This is a genomic window from Trichococcus paludicola, assembly GCF_003052295.1.
Lineage (GTDB): Bacteria > Bacillota > Bacilli > Lactobacillales > Aerococcaceae > Trichococcus > Trichococcus paludicola.
On sequence record NZ_QBLC01000001.1, the window covers coordinates 190889 to 208613 of the forward strand.

Consider the following 17725-nt stretch of genomic DNA (forward strand, 5'->3'; position numbering starts at 1 on the left):
GGAGTTGAGAACATGTTGACGAATAGGATGAAGCTTTCTATCGTAATGGGGGCTCTTTTGGGCGTAGTCTGCATCGTGGGTGCCCAATTGCGTTCCGGATTTGAGAAGGAGGCGCTGTATCTGTTCGCCTTCTGGTATAACCGGCTGTTGATGGGTGTCATCATCGGTCTTGCAAAGGAAATGCAGGAATTGAAACGAGCATTGGGGCGCGGCGCGATACTGGGGCTGTTGGTTTCCTTCGCCTTTTATAGCGCTACAGGATTCGAAGATGCTGTCGGTTTTGCGGCAGGCATCATCTACGGTGTCATCATCGAGTATGTCGCCTACAGATTCGCTGATAGGGGCTGATGATTTGAAAGCCAAAATAAAGGAAATTTCGGAAGAATTGAAGCTGGTCATTTCGGGGAAGACTTTCGATGCTCTATTGCCTCCCTTGTTGTTTGCGATCGTCAACGGCAGCTATCAGTTGACTGTCGCAAGCATTTTGGCGATTGCTTTGGCTGTACTGTTGGGCATCATCCGGTGGACCCGGAAACAACCGTTGCGGTATGCCGTGGGTGGATTGCTGGGGGTTATAGTTGCCTCCGGAATCGCTTATTTTTCCAATAATGCCGCCAATTATTACCTCCCCAAACTAGCGACCAGCGCGCTGCTCGTAGTGGCGGCGCTGGTGAGCCTCAGCCTGGGGAAACCGATGGCCGCTCTGACGAGCCATCTGACGCGCGGGTGGGATTTGGATTGGTATTGGCGCAAGGATGTGAAGCCGGCCTATCAGGAAGTGACGGTTCTTTGGTTTCTGTTTTTTCTGATGCGCTTGGTTTTGCAGGTCATTCTTTTCAAGCGTGGCGATATTATCGAGTTGGCTTGGACCAATACGCTCTTGGGGCTTCCGTTCACGATCGCTGGATTGATCCTCAGCTATCTCTATGGCATTTGGCGCCTCCGCAATCTTAAAGGGCCAAGCGTGGAGGAACACCGGGAAGGGAAATTGCAACCGTGGGAAGGGCAGACACGTGGTTTTTAATCGGAAGGGTTTCGGAAAGAAGGCGTTTTGATGAGAAGAGCGGAAATAATTGCAGAAAAGGGCCGCTATGCCAATTGTATTCCCGGAAAATGCCTGTTTTTGTTGCTGAGTCTGTTGCTTTTTGGCTGCGGAACATCCAATGATGGCGACACCAGTGAGACTGGTCTGGAAGAACTGACCAAAATCGAAGTGACCGAATACGAAGGACAAGATCTGTCTTCTTTGACCGATTTTCGGGAAAACTCAATCAAAGGTCCCCAGTACATAGACATAGATGCCTACACGCTGACGATTGACGGCTTGGTCGAGCAGCCGGTTTCCTTATCCTACGATGAAGTGTTGGACAATCAGAAGTACACAAAGGTTGTGACGCTGCATTGCGTGGAAGGATGGAGCGTCGACATCCTTTGGGAAGGGGTTCTGCTTGCGGACCTGTTCGAAGGAGTGGATGTTCAGGCAAGCGCCGATACAGTCATTTTTTATTCAGAAGATGGCTACAGCACAGCCCTGCCGCTGCAGACGATCATGGACAGGCAATTGATGATCGCCTATAAGATGAATGGAGTAGTGTTGCCACCAGAAAGAGGCTTTCCATTCCAGCTGGTAGCGGAAGATAAACTGGGATACAAATGGATCAAATGGATCACCCGGATTGAGCTGTCCGATGATGCGGACTATGAAGGCTATTGGGAACAGCGGGGGTTTGACAATGATGCGGATGTCAAACCCTGAATAGAGCGGCGGCAGTGACTTTCAGACTGTATCCGCGCAGGTTGCCGCGTTCGGTAAAGACAGAATGGCCCGGGCTTTTGTCCAGGTCATTTTTTCGTCATAAGTCAGTTTTCTCAAAACTATAGGCTGGAGTCTCAGCTTTTGGTATGATGGACCTATCATTTTATAAGGTTCGCCAGATACATGGGAAATGATAGACGCTAGAGCATAAAAATAATAATATTGATGAGGATACGTATGATACTTGTAATAGATAATTATGATTCTTTCACCTACAACCTCGTCCAATACCTGAAACAATTGGATGAGAGCGTTGTGGTGAAACGGAACGATAAGATAACGATCGATGAGATAGCGGCACTGGATCCGCTGATGATCCTGATTTCCCCGGGTCCGAAGACACCTGATGAAGCGGGCATCAGTCTGGATGTCGTCAGACATTTCGCAGGGACTGTCCCGATTCTGGGCATCTGCTTGGGTCATCAGACGATCGCCGGGCTGTTCGGCGCGGAAATCGTGAAGGCGAAAGAACCTGTCCATGGCAAGGTTCACGCCATCCAACACACCGGCAAAGGCGTCTTCCAAGGCTTGAAAAACCCGCTGAATGTCACAAGATACCATTCTTTGATCGTGGAAAAGGGAAGCCTTCCGGATGCACTGGAGGTCACAGCTTGGACAGCGGATGGCGAAATCATGGGCTTTCTTCATCGGCAAGAGTTGATCGAGGGGGTCCAGTTCCATCCCGAGGCGATCCTGACGGAACATGGGTTGGATATGTTGCGCAACTTTTATGAGCGCGCCAAAAAAAAGCGGGAAGGGGCGATTTTTGATGGAAAACAGAGCGACTGAGATCGTGATCAAGGAAATCGTTACCGGACTTTCGAGCTTCGAACTGTTCTCTTTGTTCCGCGAACGCAAGCATTGTTTTTTCCTTGACAGCGGGATGGATCCGGAAAAGTTGGGACGCTATTCCTTCATCGGATTCGATCCTGAAATGACGCTGACTGTCAAAGCGGGCGTGGATGCTTTTGCAGAACTGAAAGCACTATTGGAAGAATATCAGCTGGACTATGCAGGCGAGCTTCCTTTCATCGGCGGAGCTGTCGGTTACTTCGGCTATGAGTTGCGCCATCAGGTGGAACGGTTGCCGAAGGAAGCGCACGATGATGTTCAGATTCCGGACAGCTTTTTTGGCATCTATGATGGGGCGATTGTGGTGGATCATCTTTTGGGAAAAGTCCATCTTGCCTCGCCGGGGTTCTTCGGCGATCCGGAAAAGTGGGTTACCGAGGTGGAAAAGGCTATTACGGCAGCGGAAGGGATGCATTTTCCGGCTGCGGACTTTGAATTGACAAGCGAAGCCAGACCGAAGCTCACTGCGAACATGACAAAGGATTACTATTTGACGGCGATTGCGCGCATCAAGGAGTATATCCGGTCCGGCGACATCTATCAGGTCAACATGACCCAACGCTTCCAATGCCGTACGGAAGCATCGCCCTACGAGCTGTACACGCGCTTGCGCAACATCAACCCGGCTCCCTTCGCCGCGTACATCGACTTCGGTATGGGGCAGCTGTTGAGCAGCTCGCCGGAGCGGTTCCTGCAGATCCGCAACGGCAAGGTGCAGACGAGGCCGATCAAAGGCACCCGTCCACGGGGCGCCACCGAACAAGAGGATAGCGCCAATCGCCAGGAGCTGTTAGAAAGCGAGAAGGACCGTGCCGAATTGCTGATGATCGTCGATCTGATGCGCAATGATTTGGGCCGGGTCTGCAAAACAGGCAGCGTCAAGGTCACGGAAATGTACCATATCGAAGACTACAGCACGGTTTTCCAGCTCGTTTCGACAGTGGAAGGGGAGTTGGAGGAAGGCATCCATGCGCTCGATTGCATCAAAGCCGCCTTTCCGGGCGGATCGATAACGGGTGCGCCGAAAATCAGGGCGATGGAAATCATCGATGAAATCGAGCCGACCCAGCGCAACGTCTATACCGGATCGATAGGCTATGTCGGCTTCAACGGCGATGCCGATCTGAACATCGTCATCCGGACGATCCTGCAGAAAGGCGACACCGCCTATTTTCAGGTCGGCGGCGGAATCGTCTGGGATTCGGATGCGGAAATGGAATACGAGGAGACGCTTGTGAAGGCAAAGGCACTCATCGAGGCGCTGCAGGCGGAATTGCCGGAAGGGGAAAACGAATGAAAGTATTTTTGAATACGGCCTATCTTGAGGAAGATGCAGCGCTGATCAGTCCGCTGTCCCCAGGCTTCATGTACGGATACGGAGTTTTTGAGACGATCCGCGTTTCCGGTAAACAAGCGCTGTTTCTGGACCAACATTACACACGCATGGTCCGTGCGCTGTCGGTTCTGGGGATGACTTGCCCCTATCAAGAAACCGACCTCCAGCCGATCATCGAAAAATTGCTGAAGCTGAATGGCGTTTCCGAAGGTTTCGTAAAGGTCGTCTGCAGCAAACCGACCCCGGAAAAACAGGCGCATCAGGAAGCGGATATCCTGATCCTGACAGGAATGAAAACCTACAAAGAGGAATACGCGACAGGCTTGAAAGTATGCCTGGCCGATGCGAGAAGGAACGAATTCTCCAAGCTTGTCAGCATCAAAAGCATGAACTATGCGGAAAACATCCTGGAAAAGGAGGCGGCCGTCCAGAGAGGCTTTGATGAAGCTCTTTTCTTGAATACCCAAGGACAGGTTGCCGAGGGATGCGTCGCCAATATTTTTTGGGTCAAGGCTCGCGAGGTTTACACACCCGCTGCGGCCTGCGGCATCCTTGAGGGGACAGCCAGGGAAAGGGTCATCCAACAGTGCCTGGAGTTGGGTATGCCGATTCATGAAGGCAGCTATCTTCAGGAAGAACTGTTTGACGCGGACGAGGTTTTTTTGACCAATGCGTTGATGGGGATTATGCCGGTCAGCCGTTTGGAGGACAAGTACTTCGACCTAAAGGAATATCAAGTAGTGCCCCAGCTCCGAGGAAACGGGCGCTAAGCGGAGCACACCGTTGATTCCTAGCCGAAACTCCGATGAAGTTGTTTTTATCGGAGAAGGCATGCAAACTGTCGGGTGAACTCCTGCGAAGGCTCCGTTCACCGGAGCAAAAGAAAAAACCACAGTAACCACTCAGACAGCCCGCAAGAAAGGAAAACCGATTAGATGGAAAAATGCGATCAAATCGAAAGAAGCCTCATCAAAAAATACCGGAAATCCTTATGGCGGCCCTTCATAAAAGCGATCCAGGAATATGAACTGATCCAGAACGGCGACAAGATAGCCGTCTGCATCTCCGGTGGGAAGGATTCGATGCTGATGGCTAAACTGATGCAAGAGCTGCAACGGCATGGCACGATACGATTCGAGCTGGTCTTTTTGGCGATGAATCCGGGATACAGTGAACAGAACCAGCAACAGATTTTGGATAATGCCGCATTGATGGACATCCCGCTGACCGTTTTCGAGTCCTCCATTTTTGATGTCGTTGAGAATGTGGACTCGTCCCCCTGTTATCTTTGCGCGCGCATGCGCAGGGGCAGTCTGTACCAAAAAGCCCAGGAGCTCGGCTGCAACAAGATCGCTTTGGGCCATCATTTCGATGACGTCATCGAGACGATCTTGATGAATATGTTCTACGGCGGGACCATCGAGACGATGATGCCAAAGCTGCACAGCCGGAACTTCGAAGGGATGGAGCTGATCCGGCCGCTTTATCATGTGAAGGAAGCGGATATCATCGCCTGGAAGGACTACCATCAATTGACATTCCTCCAGTGCGCCTGCCGTTTCACGGAAATGTACGATAATCAACCGAGCGATATCGGAGGTTTCAAGCGCAAAGAGATGAAGGCATTGATCGGCCAACTGCGCGAAACGAGTCCGCTCATCGACGCGAATATCTTCCAGAGTGTGCAGAGCGTGAACCTCGAAAAAATCATTTCTTCCCGAGATCGGGACGGAAGGCATCATTTTCTGGAAAAATACGCGGATGGGGCTGAAAGGCCGCAGCAAGATATGGTAGAATGAGTCGAACCTCCGCAAAATCGGAGAACATTATTAGGGAGTTGAAAGAAATGACCTTGTCATTCGAAGAAAAAAAAGCGATATTTGATGATTATAAAGAACTGACGGCTGTTCCGGTCTCGATGAACCGGATCAATTATCATTTCAATGCGAGTGCGGTGGACCACAAAATCGCTGTCCGCTTCCTGCATCCAAACGGCAATGCCTTCATTTATGCAGGCTACCTGCCGAAAGAAGAGACGGATAAAGGCTATATTTCCGTATTGGAAAGCGATGAAGGAAGGATCCGTTTCCTGTTGGAAAAGGCGATTTCCTTTCTGAAAAAAACCGAAGACGGCTATGAGGAGGGCTACTCGGAAAAATGGGTGGATCGGTCTGGAGATGTTCTGTTGCTGATCTACGATAATCCGATGTGGTCGGTTGCGTTGAAGAACGGTCAAATGGAAGGGATTTTCAAAACCCGTGATGCAGCTGTCGGTTATCTGAATGATGAAGGTTTCTCGCGAACCAATTAACCGCTAAAAGCATGCGAAAGGAAGGCTGGCATGGGAATCAGAAAAATGCTTGCGGACTATTTTCCCTTTAATGAACAGGAAGAAAAGGACCGTGAGCTGATGCTTCGCTATCTGGATCAATTCGATGATTTGTTCAAGCGTGAGAATGCGTTCGCCCACTTCACCGCTTCGAGTTGGGTCGTGAATCGCGACCGTACCAAGGTGCTGATGGTCTACCATAACATCTACAGGTCCTGGTCCTGGATCGGGGGCCACATGGATGGCGAAACCGATTTTTTGGCGACGGCCATCCGGGAAACGATGGAAGAGACGGGTATCGAGCAGGTAAAGCCGATTTCGCAGAAGCTCTTTTCGCTCGAAATATTGAGTGTGGATGGGCACGTCAAAAACGGCAAACAGGTAGGGACGCATGTGCATCTGAATCTGACCTACCTGCTGGAAGCTGACGAGACGCAACAGACGAGCGTCAAACCTGACGAAAACAGTGGGGTCGCTTGGATGGGATTGGAAGAGGCGCTTTCCAAGTGCAGCGAACCTTACATGAAGGGCATTTACGCCAAGCTGAACGATAAATTGAAGACAATGCAATAACGAAAAAAATAGCCGCTCGGCGCCGATGGTTCTCATTTTCCATCGCCAACAAAAAGTGGCATAATGACAGGGGAGAGCATCGACTGCGCCGAATAACGGCTTCGGCGAGTCGGTGCAGCCGCTGTTTTTTTTGTCCATTTGCACTGTAGAGGCCGGCATGAAAGAGATCAAGGGGGAATTCAAATATGCAAAAAATTGTTCCGCATTTTTGGTTTGATACGCAAGCAGCAGAAGCCGCCGCATTCTATACCTCACTGTTCGATAATTCCAAAATCACAAACGTCAGCCAAATCCAGAATCCACCACCATATGGAACGGCCGATATTGTTTCGATGACGTTGGCCGGTCAGGATTTCATGGCGATCGCGGCAGGCCCGTATTTCCGCTTCAATCCGTCCATTTCCATCCGGATCGATTGCACATCAATGAAGGAAATCGATTTTCTTTGGGAAAAACTTTCGGAAGGCGGCGCGGTGCTCATGCCGTTGGATGCTTATCCCTTCAGCAAAAGGTATGGCTGGACGGAGGACCGTTACGGCCTGTCTTGGCAAATCATGCATGTCGGCGAACGGAAGATAGAACAGAAATTGACTCCGACGCTGATGTTCACCAAAAAACAGTGCGGCAAAGCAGAGGAGGCAATCCTTTTCTATGAGGCTGTATTTTCAGATACCTCAATCGATGCAATGGATTACTACGGAGTGGGGGAGGAACCGGATGCGCCCGGGACGGTAAGGTTCGCTTCTTTCAAATTGGAAGACCAATCGTTCGCAGCCATGGACAGCGCTCAGGCCCATGATTTTGAATTCAATGAAGCCATCTCTTTCATCGTCAATTGCGAAACGCAGGAAGAAATCGATTACTATTGGGAAGCCCTGTCTTACGTCCCGGAAGCGGAAAATTGCGGATGGCTGAAGGATAAATACGGGGTATCTTGGCAGATCGTTCCAACGGACATGAACGAGATGCTGCAGACCGCGGATCCTGAAAAATTGGCCCGCGTCACAGAGGCGACTCTGAAAATGAAAAAATTGGATCTTGCGGAACTGAGAAGAGTTTACGAAGCCTAGTCACTGTTTTTTTGCATGGTTGCATGAAAGAAGGATGCAGGATGAAAAGAGTTAAAAAGACGGTTTGGTGGAAAGGTGTTTTTTGGAGCATCAACTTGTTATTTTTGGCGATTTTGTTGGGATTTTCTGGAGTAGCTTCGGCCACGACCCTAAATGAGGAGAATCTGGATCATTTGGCTGCCGGTGAGACGATTGAAGGACCGGGTTTCTTTGCGGGTAATGTAGTGAAGGTAGACGGAAATGTGGAAGGGACGACTTTTGTTTCCGGGCAGGATGTGCGGATCAATGGCAACATCAACGGTGATCTTTTTGTGGCTGCCCAAACAATTTCCATCAAGGGAACGGTGACCGGCAATATTTATGGAGCGGGGCAAGCGCTCACCTTTGATGGGCAATCGGAAAGCGATGTTTTCTTCGCCGGTCAGAATATTTCTATCGGACAGGATGCTTCTGTTGGCAGGGATCTCTTCGTGGCGGGTGCAACCATCCTACAGGAAGGGATTATCCAACGCAACCTCTTCGGGGGCGGAGCCGAGGTTGTGCTCAGCGGACAGATTGGCGGGGATGCCAACTTGCAGACGGACAGCCTGAAACTCCAGGACGGCGCCAACATAGCGGGCGACCTCAACTACAAGGGTGAAAATGAAGCTGACATCGGGGCCGGCGCAACGATTGCCGGAGACACCGATTGGGAATTTGCCGAAACGATGGATAAGGGAACAACTGCCGTGAGGGAATCCAATAGGCCGTACATGAAGTTTGTCTGGTTCCTTTGGAGCTTGGCGAGCGCTTTGCTGATTTGGTTCCTGATTAGGATTTGGCGCCCCGCTTTTTGGCAAAACACAACCCGTCCCTTGGCTGAACAGCCGCTGAAGACGTTGGGTGTCGGTCTGCTGACATTGTTGGTGGTGCCGCCGATGATCATCTTGGCGATGGTCACCGTCATCGGGATTCCGATCGCGCTCATCCTTGGCGCCGTTTATCCGATTGCTTTGTATCTGTCGCGGATCATTGTGGCAGTGTTCCTCGGACAGTGGTTGGCGAATCGTTTCAAGTGGCCCGAGCTGCATAAAGGCGTCTGGCTGGTGCTTTTGGGATTGATCATCCTGGGTGTTTTGCGGATGCCTCCGTTCATCGGCTTCCTGAGTTCCTTGCTGATCGTGATGGCAGGGTTGGGATCGCTGGTGATGGCCTATCATCGGGCTACGCCTGAAACAGCAAGTGTGCAGACCGAATTGGATCTGTAGCCGGAACAGCAAAATGGAAGTCCGGGATGGAAATACAAACGCTTCATTTTCTTTTACCAAGAACGCGCTCCATTTGTTATAATGGACTTTGAGGTGAATGCATGAAATTCGTAGTGGCAAGGACATTCAAAAAGAACGGCAGTGCAGCGATCGCAATCGATGCAGTACCATCCATTATGGGCTATTCGGAAGAGTTGGAGCAACGTTTCGGCCGAAAAATCGAGGTGCTCCTCCTGAGCGGGGACTCCGCGGAAGCCCTTGAAGAGGCGTGGCCGGAATACGCGCCCATCGCGATGGCGGACAACAAAGAAACATTCGAACGCACGATAGAAGAAAAAGTCAGCCGGAAAAAATAGCATCGTATCGGCGCGGAAGCATATGGGAATGCTGCCGCGCCGGTCTTTTTTGATTGTGCTCCGATGAAGGCAAGCCTGGCCGTAGCACCGACTTCAGATTCGCCCGCAACTCCGGCGGGCACCGCCTGGCCGGAGCAGCCGGCCCGGAATCCGACATTCCTCCGGCCGATGTTGTCTTCGCCGGAGCAGGCATCGGTTTTCCAGTCCGCATTAGCCCGGCCTTGGTCGAGCGGGAACCCATCTGGTATAATCGATTCAGAAGCAAAAAAGCCCAAACACAGGACCGCTTCGGTGGTCAAAGCAGCGAGAGGAGGGGGCCTTTTACCGCGCGTATCCGCCATTCAGGGGATCCGGACAGGTAAGGCAAGAAACATGACATTAAAACAATTAAGATATATGCTGGCAGTCGCCCAATACAAATCGATCAACGAAGCCGCCAAAAAATGCTTCATTTCGCAACCTAGTCTCTCGAATGCCATCAAGGATCTTGAGGAAGAAATCGGCCTGGAGCTGTTCATCCGGACCGCCAAAGGCATCACTTTGACCGCGGAAGGCAGTGAATTCCTGAAGTATGCCCAACAGGTGATCGAGCAAGCGGAGTTGCTGGAACAGCGCTACCTCGACAAGAAACCAGCCAAGCAATTGTGTTCCATTTCGACCCAACATTACGCGTTCGCCGTTAGTGCCTTCGTCAACATGATCAAAAAGAGCGGAGCCGATGAATACAAGTTCACCTTGCGCGAGACGCGCACGCATGAAATCATCGAGGACGTCAAAAGTTTCCAGAGTGAAATCGGCATCCTCTATCTGGATTCGTTCAACCGCAATGCGCTGAAAAAAATCCTGCAGGAGAGCCAATTGGAGTTCCATCCTTTGTTTGAAGCGGCACCGCACATCTTTGTCAGCGTCCGCAATCCGTTGGCGACCAAACAAAGCGTTACCTTGGCGGATCTCGAGGATTATCCCTACCTGTCGTTCGAACAGGGCGAGCATAATTCCTTCTATTTTTCGGAAGAAATCCTCAGCACCGTCTTCCATAAAAAAAGCATACTGGTCAGCGACCGCGCCACTTTGTTCAACTTGGTGATCGGTTTGGATGGCTATACCATCTCCACCGGCGTACTTAGTGAAGAGTTGAACGGCACAGATATCGTTTCCGTACCTTTGGATGTCGAAGACCGGATGGTGATCGGTTGGATCGCCAACAAGAAAGCCGGAATCAGCCGGCAGGCAGCAGCCTACATCAAGGAGCTGAAGGCAGTGATCCGAACCTATGGCAATTAATAGGTTCGGTCTGCTTAGGATATAGCCTGTTGCTATAACTAAATATATTTTTTTGGTGTTACTCTATATCTTCATTCCATGTCATACTATTGGAAATAAATGACTTCTTGCGGGAAGTCATCAACTGACATGATCAATTGTACACAAAGTAAGTGCGCTTGGAATTGGCCACTTTGAACAAATTGAAGGAGGACATGATTATGAAGATTAGAGATATGATCAGCAAAGGGGAACCAACCGTTTCGTTTGAAATTTTTCCGCCGAAGAGCAGCTATTCCCTCGACACCGTGTTCGATACTTTGCAAGACCTGAAGGGCCTGCATCCCGATTTCATTTCCGTGACCTACGGCGCTGGCGGGACCGCCCAAAGCAACACGGTCGAAATCGCATCGCGCATCAAAAAGGATTTCGGCATCGAATCAATCGCCCATTTGACTGGCTGCACATCGACAAAAGAGGGCATGAAACGGACGCTGGCATCGATCAAGGATAGCGGCATCGAAAACATCCTGGCATTGCGTGGAGATATCCCGCAAGAAAAATTGGCGGACAAGAATTGGAATCCGGAATACCGTTATGCTTCCGAGCTCATCGACGACATCAAAGCAGCAGGCGATTTTTCGATAGGAGCTGCCTGCTATCCGGAAGGGCATGTCGATTCCATCAACAAAGTGGATGACCTGAAAAATCTGAAAAGGAAAATGGACCATGGTGCGGACTTCATGATCACGCAGCTTTTCTACGACAACGATCTTTTCTATCAGTTCAAGGAGAAATTGGATCTTGTCGGCATCGAACAGCCGGTCATCGCCGGGATTTTGCCGGTCCTGAACATCAAACAGGTGAAACGGATCCAGGAAATTTCCGGCTGCAATCTGCCGCCGAAATTTCTGCGGATACTTGATAGATACGAACACGATCCGGCATCGCTGCAGGAAGCCGGCATCGCTTATGCAGTCGATCAGATCATCGATTTGCTTTCTTCCGGGGTGGATGGCGTCCATATCTACACGATGAATAAGCCAGATGCGACAAGAAGAATCATGGAGAACATCTCCTGTGTCCGCAAGGCGGTCTGCCGAAAAGAGCCGCAAAGATGAAGACGGATCTGAAACTGGTCGCGAAGTACCTTGGCTTCGGCAACAAACAACCGGACGAACGGACAAGGAACGATATGGAGGCCATCGCCGCCCAGTTTGAGCAGGCAGTCAATGGGAAATGGACTTATGGACACTATCTCCTGGACCACTCAGTTGAGGGATTGATCACGCTGGAGGGGACCGCTGTGGTGCTGGAAGGGAAAAGCATCACCCGCACGCTTAAGCGATGCAAGGAGGTCTACATCATGGTCTGCACGTTAGGCGCGCAGGGGGACCTCCTCATCGAGCGCAATAAGATGATGTCGCCTACCTTAGGCATGATCGCGGATGCCTGTGCATCTGCATTCGTCGAGACGATCGCGGACAGTTGCCAGCAGGAAATCGAAAGCCAATTGCCAGCGGGAGCCGCATTGACTTTCCGGTACGCGCCCGGATACGGGGATCTTCCTTTGGCCACCAACAAAACGCTGCTCGGGGAATTACAGTCCGACAAGCGGATTGGGGTCCATCTGACGGACTCGATGCTGATGACGCCAAGAAAGTCAATCGTGGCGATTTTGGGCGTTCTGGAGGAAGGCACCTCCAAAGGCAAGAACCATCGCTGCGGAAACACCAGCTGCAGCGCGTGCGATCTGAACGACAGCTGCACAGCCAGAAGTTAAGCTAGGAGGCAAAGGAATGGATATCAGGAAACAAGTTGGAGAAGAGCTGCTTCTCTTTGATGGAGCGATGGGCACGATGCTCCAGACATACGGGATGAAAGCCGGCCAAAATCCGGAAGCGTTGAATGTGGAGGATCCCGAGCTGATCGGCCGGATCCATAGGGAATACGTCGAAGCCGGCGCGCGGTTCATCACGACCAATACTTTTGGTGCGAATGCCTACAAACTCAAGGAAACGGGCTACTCCGTCACGGAAGTGATCACTGCGGCAGTCGAAATCGCCAAAGCGGCAACGGCAGGGACCGCGGCGCAAGTAGCGCTTGATATCGGACCGGTAGGGAAGATGATGAAACCGATCGGATTGCTTGATTTCGACCAGGCTTACGATTATTTCCGCGAACAAGTGACGATTGGAACAGCGGCCGGAGCTGATCTGGTCCTCATCGAAACGATGTCGGATCTGGCAGAAATGCGCGCGGCCGTTTTGGCTGCGAAAGAACACAGCGACCTGCCAATCTTCGCGACGATGACCTTTACGGATGACGGCAATACGCTGACCGGAACCGAGCCGGAAATCATGGCGCTCTCCTTGGATGCATTGGGTGTGGATGTGCTGGGCGTAAACTGCTCATTGGGGCCAAAGGAACTGATTCCCATCATCAAAAGGATTCTGGCCTTCACGAACACGCCGGTGATGGTGCAGGCAAATGCCGGTATCCCTGTGACGGAAGCGGGCGTCGCCAAATATTCCGTCACTTCCGCGGACTATCTTGAGGTCGCGAAGGAGCTTGCCGGTTTGGGGGTTTCTGTGATTGGGGGCTGCTGCGGCACGACACCAGAGTATATTCGCGATCTGCAACAGGCATCAACTTCTTTTGCGAAAAGGGAAGTCAATCATTTGAAACGGTACGTTTGTTCCGCGCAGAAAAAAGTTTGCCTGGACGGCCAGATCACCCTCATCGGTGAGCGGATCAACCCGTCAGGCAACAAGGCTTTGAAGGAACAATTCGTGGCAGGCAATCCATTGGCGGCCATCAAAGTCGCTTTTGAACAGGTCCAAAAAGGTGCGGATGTTTTGGATGTCAACACCTCTTTGCCGATGATCGACGAAACGGACTACATGACAAAAATCATCGATGGGATGAGCGGACTGGTGGAAGCACCGTTGCAATTCGATTCGACCAAACCGGAAGTGCTTGAAGCAGCCTTGAGGCGCTACAGCGGTGTTGCGATCGTCAATTCGGTCAATGGGAAAGAATCCTCGATGGCCGAAATTTATCCGATCGTCCAGAAATACGGTGCCTTTGTCGTGGCCTTGTGTCTGGATGAAGCCGGCATCCCGGATGACGCGGACGGCCGGACCAAGGTCGCCCAAAAGCTGATCGATCGAGCGGGAGATTATGGTATCGGCTCTGAAAGACTGTTGGTGGATTGCCTTGTGCTCACTGCGGCTGCCCAACAGAAAGCGGTAATGGAGACGCTGAAGGCATTGCGCTGGGTCAAGGAAAACACGCAAGCGTTGACCACTTTGGGACTGAGCAACGTTTCCTATGGACTTCCTTTCCGAGCCTTGATCAACCGTACCTATTTTGCGATGGCCCTGACTTCGGGATTGGATACGGTCATCATCAATCCAGGGGCCGACGGAATCGTCGACACGATGCGCGCCTTCAATGTTCTGTCAGGACAAGACGAAGGTGCCATCGACTATATCGACTACAACAACAAAAAAGCTGTGGTCAAATCCGATGGGCCCAAGCAGGAAAACGTGGTCCGTTCCTACCGGGAAATGCTCTTGGAGGGCGACGAAACTGGGATCATGAAGGCGACCAACGCGCTGCTTAAAGACAATACGCCATTGGCTGTCGTTGACGATCACATCGTGCCGGCATTGGATGAAGTCGGCAAACTCTATGAGCAGAAGAACATCTTCCTGCCTCAGCTGATCCGCGCCGCCGAAACGGCCGGCAAAGCCTTCGAAACGATCCGCGCAAAACTTGCTGCAGGCAATGAGAAGCTGGAATCGAAGGGAACCATTGTGATGGCCACCGTAAGAGGGGATATCCATGATATCGGGAAGAATCTGGCGAAAGTGCTGCTTGAAAACTATGGCTACGACGTCATCGATCTGGGCAAGGATGTTCCAATCGAGGAGGTTGTGGCGGTCGCCAAGCAACATCAAGTCAAATTGGTCGGACTGTCTGCGTTGATGACGACGACCGTCACTGCGATGGAGGACACGATCACAGCCTTGCGCGAGGCTGGTTTGCCTGTGAAGGTGTTCGTCGGTGGAGCCGTACTGACTGAAAAGTACGCCAAGGCCATCGGTGCGGATTACTACTGCAAAGATGCCCGAGCCGGCGTCATGGTAGCCGAAGAAGTTTTTAGTAGAATGTAAAAAATCCCGGAAGAGACTCCATTCAAAATGGATCTCTTCCGGGATTTTTCTGTTAGGCTGGATGTCTCGTCTTATTCATGGCATCCGGTTTTGATCTTAAGATAACAGCACTGATAAGGAGCGCGACCGCATAAAGAGCCAACACAACGTAAAGTACGGTGTTATAGGAACCTGTCCTCGCAATGATGAAGGCACTCAATTGGTTCCCGGAAAGTCCGGCAAAAGCCCAAGCCGATAAAGCCAGTCCGTGGATGGTGCTGATGCTCGCCATCCCGAAGCGGTCGGCAAGCAATGGCGGAAGGCTGGAGAAGCCGCCACCGTAGCCGGCGTTGATGACACAAAGCGTGATGATGACTAAAGGAGCGATTGCGTTGTTGATGCCGTTCGCCAAAAGCGTCATTGCCGTAGCAGCGATAGACAGACTGAAAATCCAGATATAAATGGTGTTCCTGTCTTTCAACCGGTCACCGAACGATGCAAAGCCAAGCCTGCCGCTTGCGTTGAAGAGCGCCGTCAATGAGCTTATCGCTCCGACTGCACCGAAGCCGATGAAGTGCAGCAAATCCTTCTCCTGCGAGATGAGCGCCAAGCCGCAAGTGATGTTGATGAAGAACATCAACCAGATGCCGATGAAGGTTTTGTTCTTGAAGATGTCGAGGATATTCTCACCCTTCTTCTTCTGAATGGGCACTTCCACCCAATCTGCCGGTTTTTTCAACAGTAGATGGCCTAGGAACATCATGATGAAATAGACAACCGCCAGGATATAGAACAGTTTGTAAAGCCGAGTCGGGTCAACGAGCGTACCATCCGCGTTTGTCGTACCCAAAAGCATCTCGATGATCGGGCTGGCGATGACTTTTGCTAATCCGAATCCGGCCACCGCTATACCTGTGGCCAAGCCTTTATTGTTTTTGAACCACAGCATCAGGGTTTTGACTGGCGAGAGATAGCCGATGCCGCAACCGATACCCATCAGGACACCGTATGTCAAAAAGATGCCGATCAGCGATTTCTGTTGGATGAAAAATCCGGTTCCGGCCATCCCGGCGGCAAAACAAACGGCCGCAATCAGCGAAGATTTGTGGATATCCTTTTCCACGACCCTACCCGCGAAGGCAGCCGACATGCCAAGGAAGAAGATGGCGATACTGAAAGCCCATTCGACCTCGCCTTTCGGCCTGCCGATGTATTCGGCGATGCCCCCCTTCAGCAAAGACCAGCAATAGACTGTACCGATGCTGCAGTGGATCAGCAGTGCCGGAACCGCGGCACGCATCCATTTATTTTCGATGTTGTTCATTTTGAAGCCCCCCTTTAGGATATAATATGATGGAATTAGTGAATATTCATTCAATCTATCGTCATCATACTATCGAATTGCCGTTTGTGCAATCGCTTTCTGACACAGCCGGGGAGAGGCAGTTTGTCTAATCCGGACAATTTTTTCCCCTGGGAGGGCGCGCAGACGGAATTTTCTGGAAAAATCGAAGATTTGTCGGTAATATGAACTATGGAGAGTAAAGGAGGAATCATGAAGATGCAAGTGAATATTAGAAAAGCTGAACTGCAGGATTTGGCTGCATTGAAAATAATAGAGGATGCTTGTTTTCCGGAAGCCGAGGCGGCAACGCTAGAATCACTCAGCGAGCGGCTGCAGCTGTTCCCGGAGAGCTTCCTGGTTGCCGAAGTCGAGGGCGAACTGGTGGGATTCGTGAACGGCGCCGTCATCGATGAGCCGATCATCCGGGATGCCCACTACCATGATGCCGCCTTGCATAATCCAGAGGGTGCTTATCAAAGCGTATTCGGCTTGGATGTGAGTCCGACCTTCAGAAGGCAAGGAATCGCTGAAAAACTGCTGACGGCCCTGATCGCTGCGGCCAGGCAAGCGGGCAGAAAAGGCGTGACGCTGTGCTGCAAAGAGGAAAAGATCCCTTACTACGAGAAATTCGGGTTGGTGAATAGCGGTAGATCGGGCTCCACGCACGGAAACGCCGTTTGGTATGACATGATTCTGCATTTTGAAGAAGGAAGAGGCGAGCAAATGGAGCCGGAAATCATATTGGCGAGTCAATCGCCAAGGCGCAGCGAATTGCTGGCCTTGTGCATCAAGGACTTCACAGTCCAGGCTGCGGATATCGACGAAAAAGCGATAGAAGAACACGTTCTGGCCGAAGCGGGACAGGAAACGTTCCTGGACACTGCCACAGAGTTGGTGGAAACATTGGCGAGGGAAAAAGCGGCGGTCATCCATCGCGAAAACAGAGAAGCCATGGTCATCGGTTCGGACACTGTGGTCGTGTTGGATGAAAAGATCCTGGGCAAACCGGTTGATGAAGCCGACGCCTATGCGATGCTGCGCGCAATGGCAGGCAAGACCCATTCGGTACTGACTGGCGTCAGCATTTTATGGGGCGAAAAGGAAGAGACCTTTGCTTCCGAGACGAAAGTCAGCTTCTTTGAGTGGGACGATCGGATGGAGGCGGAAGTGAAAGCATATGTGGCATCGGGCAAGCCGATGGATAAAGCCGGAGCATACGGCATCCAGGAGGAAGCAGCACTCTGGGTTTCCAGTATCGAAGGCGATTACAACACGATCGTCGGGTTTCCGGTCGCCCTGGTCGATAAAGCCATCCACCGCTTGCTGATAAAAGCACAGACAGAGAAGTAGTTGTTGAAAGCAAGAAAAAACGATCGCG

General features: G+C 51.3%; 18 protein-coding genes. 17 read left to right on the plus strand and 1 reads right to left on the minus strand.

Annotated elements, in window-relative coordinates; translation table 11 throughout:
* The first annotated feature begins 12 nt into the window (after positions 1 to 12).
* From C7R56_RS00835 to C7R56_RS00915, 16 genes are all read left to right on the plus strand, one after another.
* Entirely contained in the window at positions 13 to 348 is a 336-nt protein-coding gene (locus C7R56_RS00835; RefSeq protein WP_107994747.1) for a hypothetical protein, read from the plus strand.
* Positions 349 to 352: 4 nt separating this feature from the next.
* Positions 353 to 1024 (plus strand): DUF3159 domain-containing protein, encoded by a 672-nt coding sequence (locus C7R56_RS00840; RefSeq protein ID WP_199902952.1) that lies wholly within the window; start codon positions 353 to 355, stop codon positions 1022 to 1024.
* Between the two features lie 30 nt (positions 1025 to 1054).
* On the plus strand, positions 1055 to 1756 hold the full coding sequence (locus tag C7R56_RS00845) for a molybdopterin-dependent oxidoreductase (protein WP_107994749.1): 702 nt from the start codon (positions 1055 to 1057) through the stop codon (positions 1754 to 1756).
* Between the two features lie 237 nt (positions 1757 to 1993).
* Positions 1994 to 2605 (plus strand): anthranilate synthase component II, encoded by a 612-nt coding sequence (locus tag C7R56_RS00850; RefSeq protein ID WP_107994750.1) that lies wholly within the window; start codon positions 1994 to 1996, stop codon positions 2603 to 2605.
* Complete coding sequence (gene pabB / locus C7R56_RS00855; protein WP_199902953.1) at positions 2586 to 3965, plus strand: aminodeoxychorismate synthase component I; 1380 nt, start codon at positions 2586 to 2588, stop codon at positions 3963 to 3965. Before C7R56_RS00850 ends, pabB begins: the two co-directional genes overlap by 20 nt.
* On the plus strand, positions 3962 to 4774 hold the full coding sequence (locus C7R56_RS00860) for an aminotransferase class IV (protein ID WP_107994751.1): 813 nt from the start codon (positions 3962 to 3964) through the stop codon (positions 4772 to 4774). Before pabB ends, C7R56_RS00860 begins: the two co-directional genes overlap by 4 nt.
* Positions 4775 to 4939: 165 nt before the next feature.
* Positions 4940 to 5803 (plus strand): tRNA 2-thiocytidine biosynthesis TtcA family protein, encoded by an 864-nt coding sequence (locus C7R56_RS00865; RefSeq protein ID WP_107994752.1) that lies wholly within the window; start codon positions 4940 to 4942, stop codon positions 5801 to 5803.
* A gap of 47 nt (positions 5804 to 5850) precedes the next feature.
* Positions 5851 to 6315: a hypothetical protein gene (locus tag C7R56_RS00870; RefSeq protein WP_107994753.1), complete on the plus strand. Its 465-nt coding sequence runs from the start codon at positions 5851 to 5853 to the stop codon at positions 6313 to 6315.
* Between the two features lie 30 nt (positions 6316 to 6345).
* Positions 6346 to 6906 carry an NUDIX hydrolase gene (locus tag C7R56_RS00875; RefSeq protein WP_107994754.1) on the plus strand — a complete coding sequence of 187 codons (561 nt, stop codon included), beginning with the start codon at positions 6346 to 6348 and terminating at the stop codon, positions 6904 to 6906.
* A gap of 185 nt (positions 6907 to 7091) precedes the next feature.
* Positions 7092 to 7976 carry a VOC family protein gene (locus C7R56_RS00880; protein WP_107994755.1) on the plus strand — a complete coding sequence of 295 codons (885 nt, stop codon included), beginning with the start codon at positions 7092 to 7094 and terminating at the stop codon, positions 7974 to 7976.
* A gap of 41 nt (positions 7977 to 8017) precedes the next feature.
* Entirely contained in the window at positions 8018 to 9223 is a 1206-nt protein-coding gene (locus C7R56_RS00885; RefSeq protein WP_107994756.1) for a bactofilin family protein, read from the plus strand.
* Positions 9224 to 9324: 101 nt separating this feature from the next.
* Positions 9325 to 9579, plus strand: a complete 255-nt coding sequence (locus C7R56_RS00890; protein WP_107994757.1) for a DUF6718 family protein — start codon at positions 9325 to 9327, stop codon at positions 9577 to 9579.
* A gap of 372 nt (positions 9580 to 9951) precedes the next feature.
* Complete coding sequence (locus tag C7R56_RS00900; RefSeq protein ID WP_107994759.1) at positions 9952 to 10863, plus strand: LysR family transcriptional regulator; 912 nt, start codon at positions 9952 to 9954, stop codon at positions 10861 to 10863.
* Between the two features lie 200 nt (positions 10864 to 11063).
* A complete protein-coding gene (gene metF / locus C7R56_RS00905) occupies positions 11064 to 11963 on the plus strand; it encodes a methylenetetrahydrofolate reductase [NAD(P)H] (protein WP_107994760.1) in 900 nt (299 codons plus the stop codon).
* Positions 11960 to 12625, plus strand: coding sequence for a vitamin B12 dependent-methionine synthase activation domain-containing protein (locus C7R56_RS00910; RefSeq protein ID WP_107994761.1), 666 nt, complete (start codon positions 11960 to 11962; stop codon positions 12623 to 12625). Before metF ends, C7R56_RS00910 begins: the two co-directional genes overlap by 4 nt.
* Positions 12626 to 12641: 16 nt before the next feature.
* A complete protein-coding gene (locus C7R56_RS00915) occupies positions 12642 to 15023 on the plus strand; it encodes a homocysteine S-methyltransferase family protein (protein ID WP_107994762.1) in 2382 nt (793 codons plus the stop codon).
* Between the two features lie 52 nt (positions 15024 to 15075).
* On the opposite strand, the gene C7R56_RS00920 is transcribed toward C7R56_RS00915, so the two are convergent.
* Positions 15076 to 16317 carry an OFA family MFS transporter gene (locus C7R56_RS00920; protein ID WP_199902967.1) on the minus strand — a complete coding sequence of 414 codons (1242 nt, stop codon included), beginning with the start codon at positions 16315 to 16317 and terminating at the stop codon, positions 15076 to 15078.
* 246 nt (positions 16318 to 16563) lie between these two features.
* Between C7R56_RS00920 and C7R56_RS09040 the strand changes: the two genes are divergently transcribed.
* Entirely contained in the window at positions 16564 to 17697 is a 1134-nt protein-coding gene (locus C7R56_RS09040; RefSeq protein WP_199902954.1) for a Maf family nucleotide pyrophosphatase, read from the plus strand.
* The last annotated feature ends 28 nt before the right edge of the window (positions 17698 to 17725 follow it).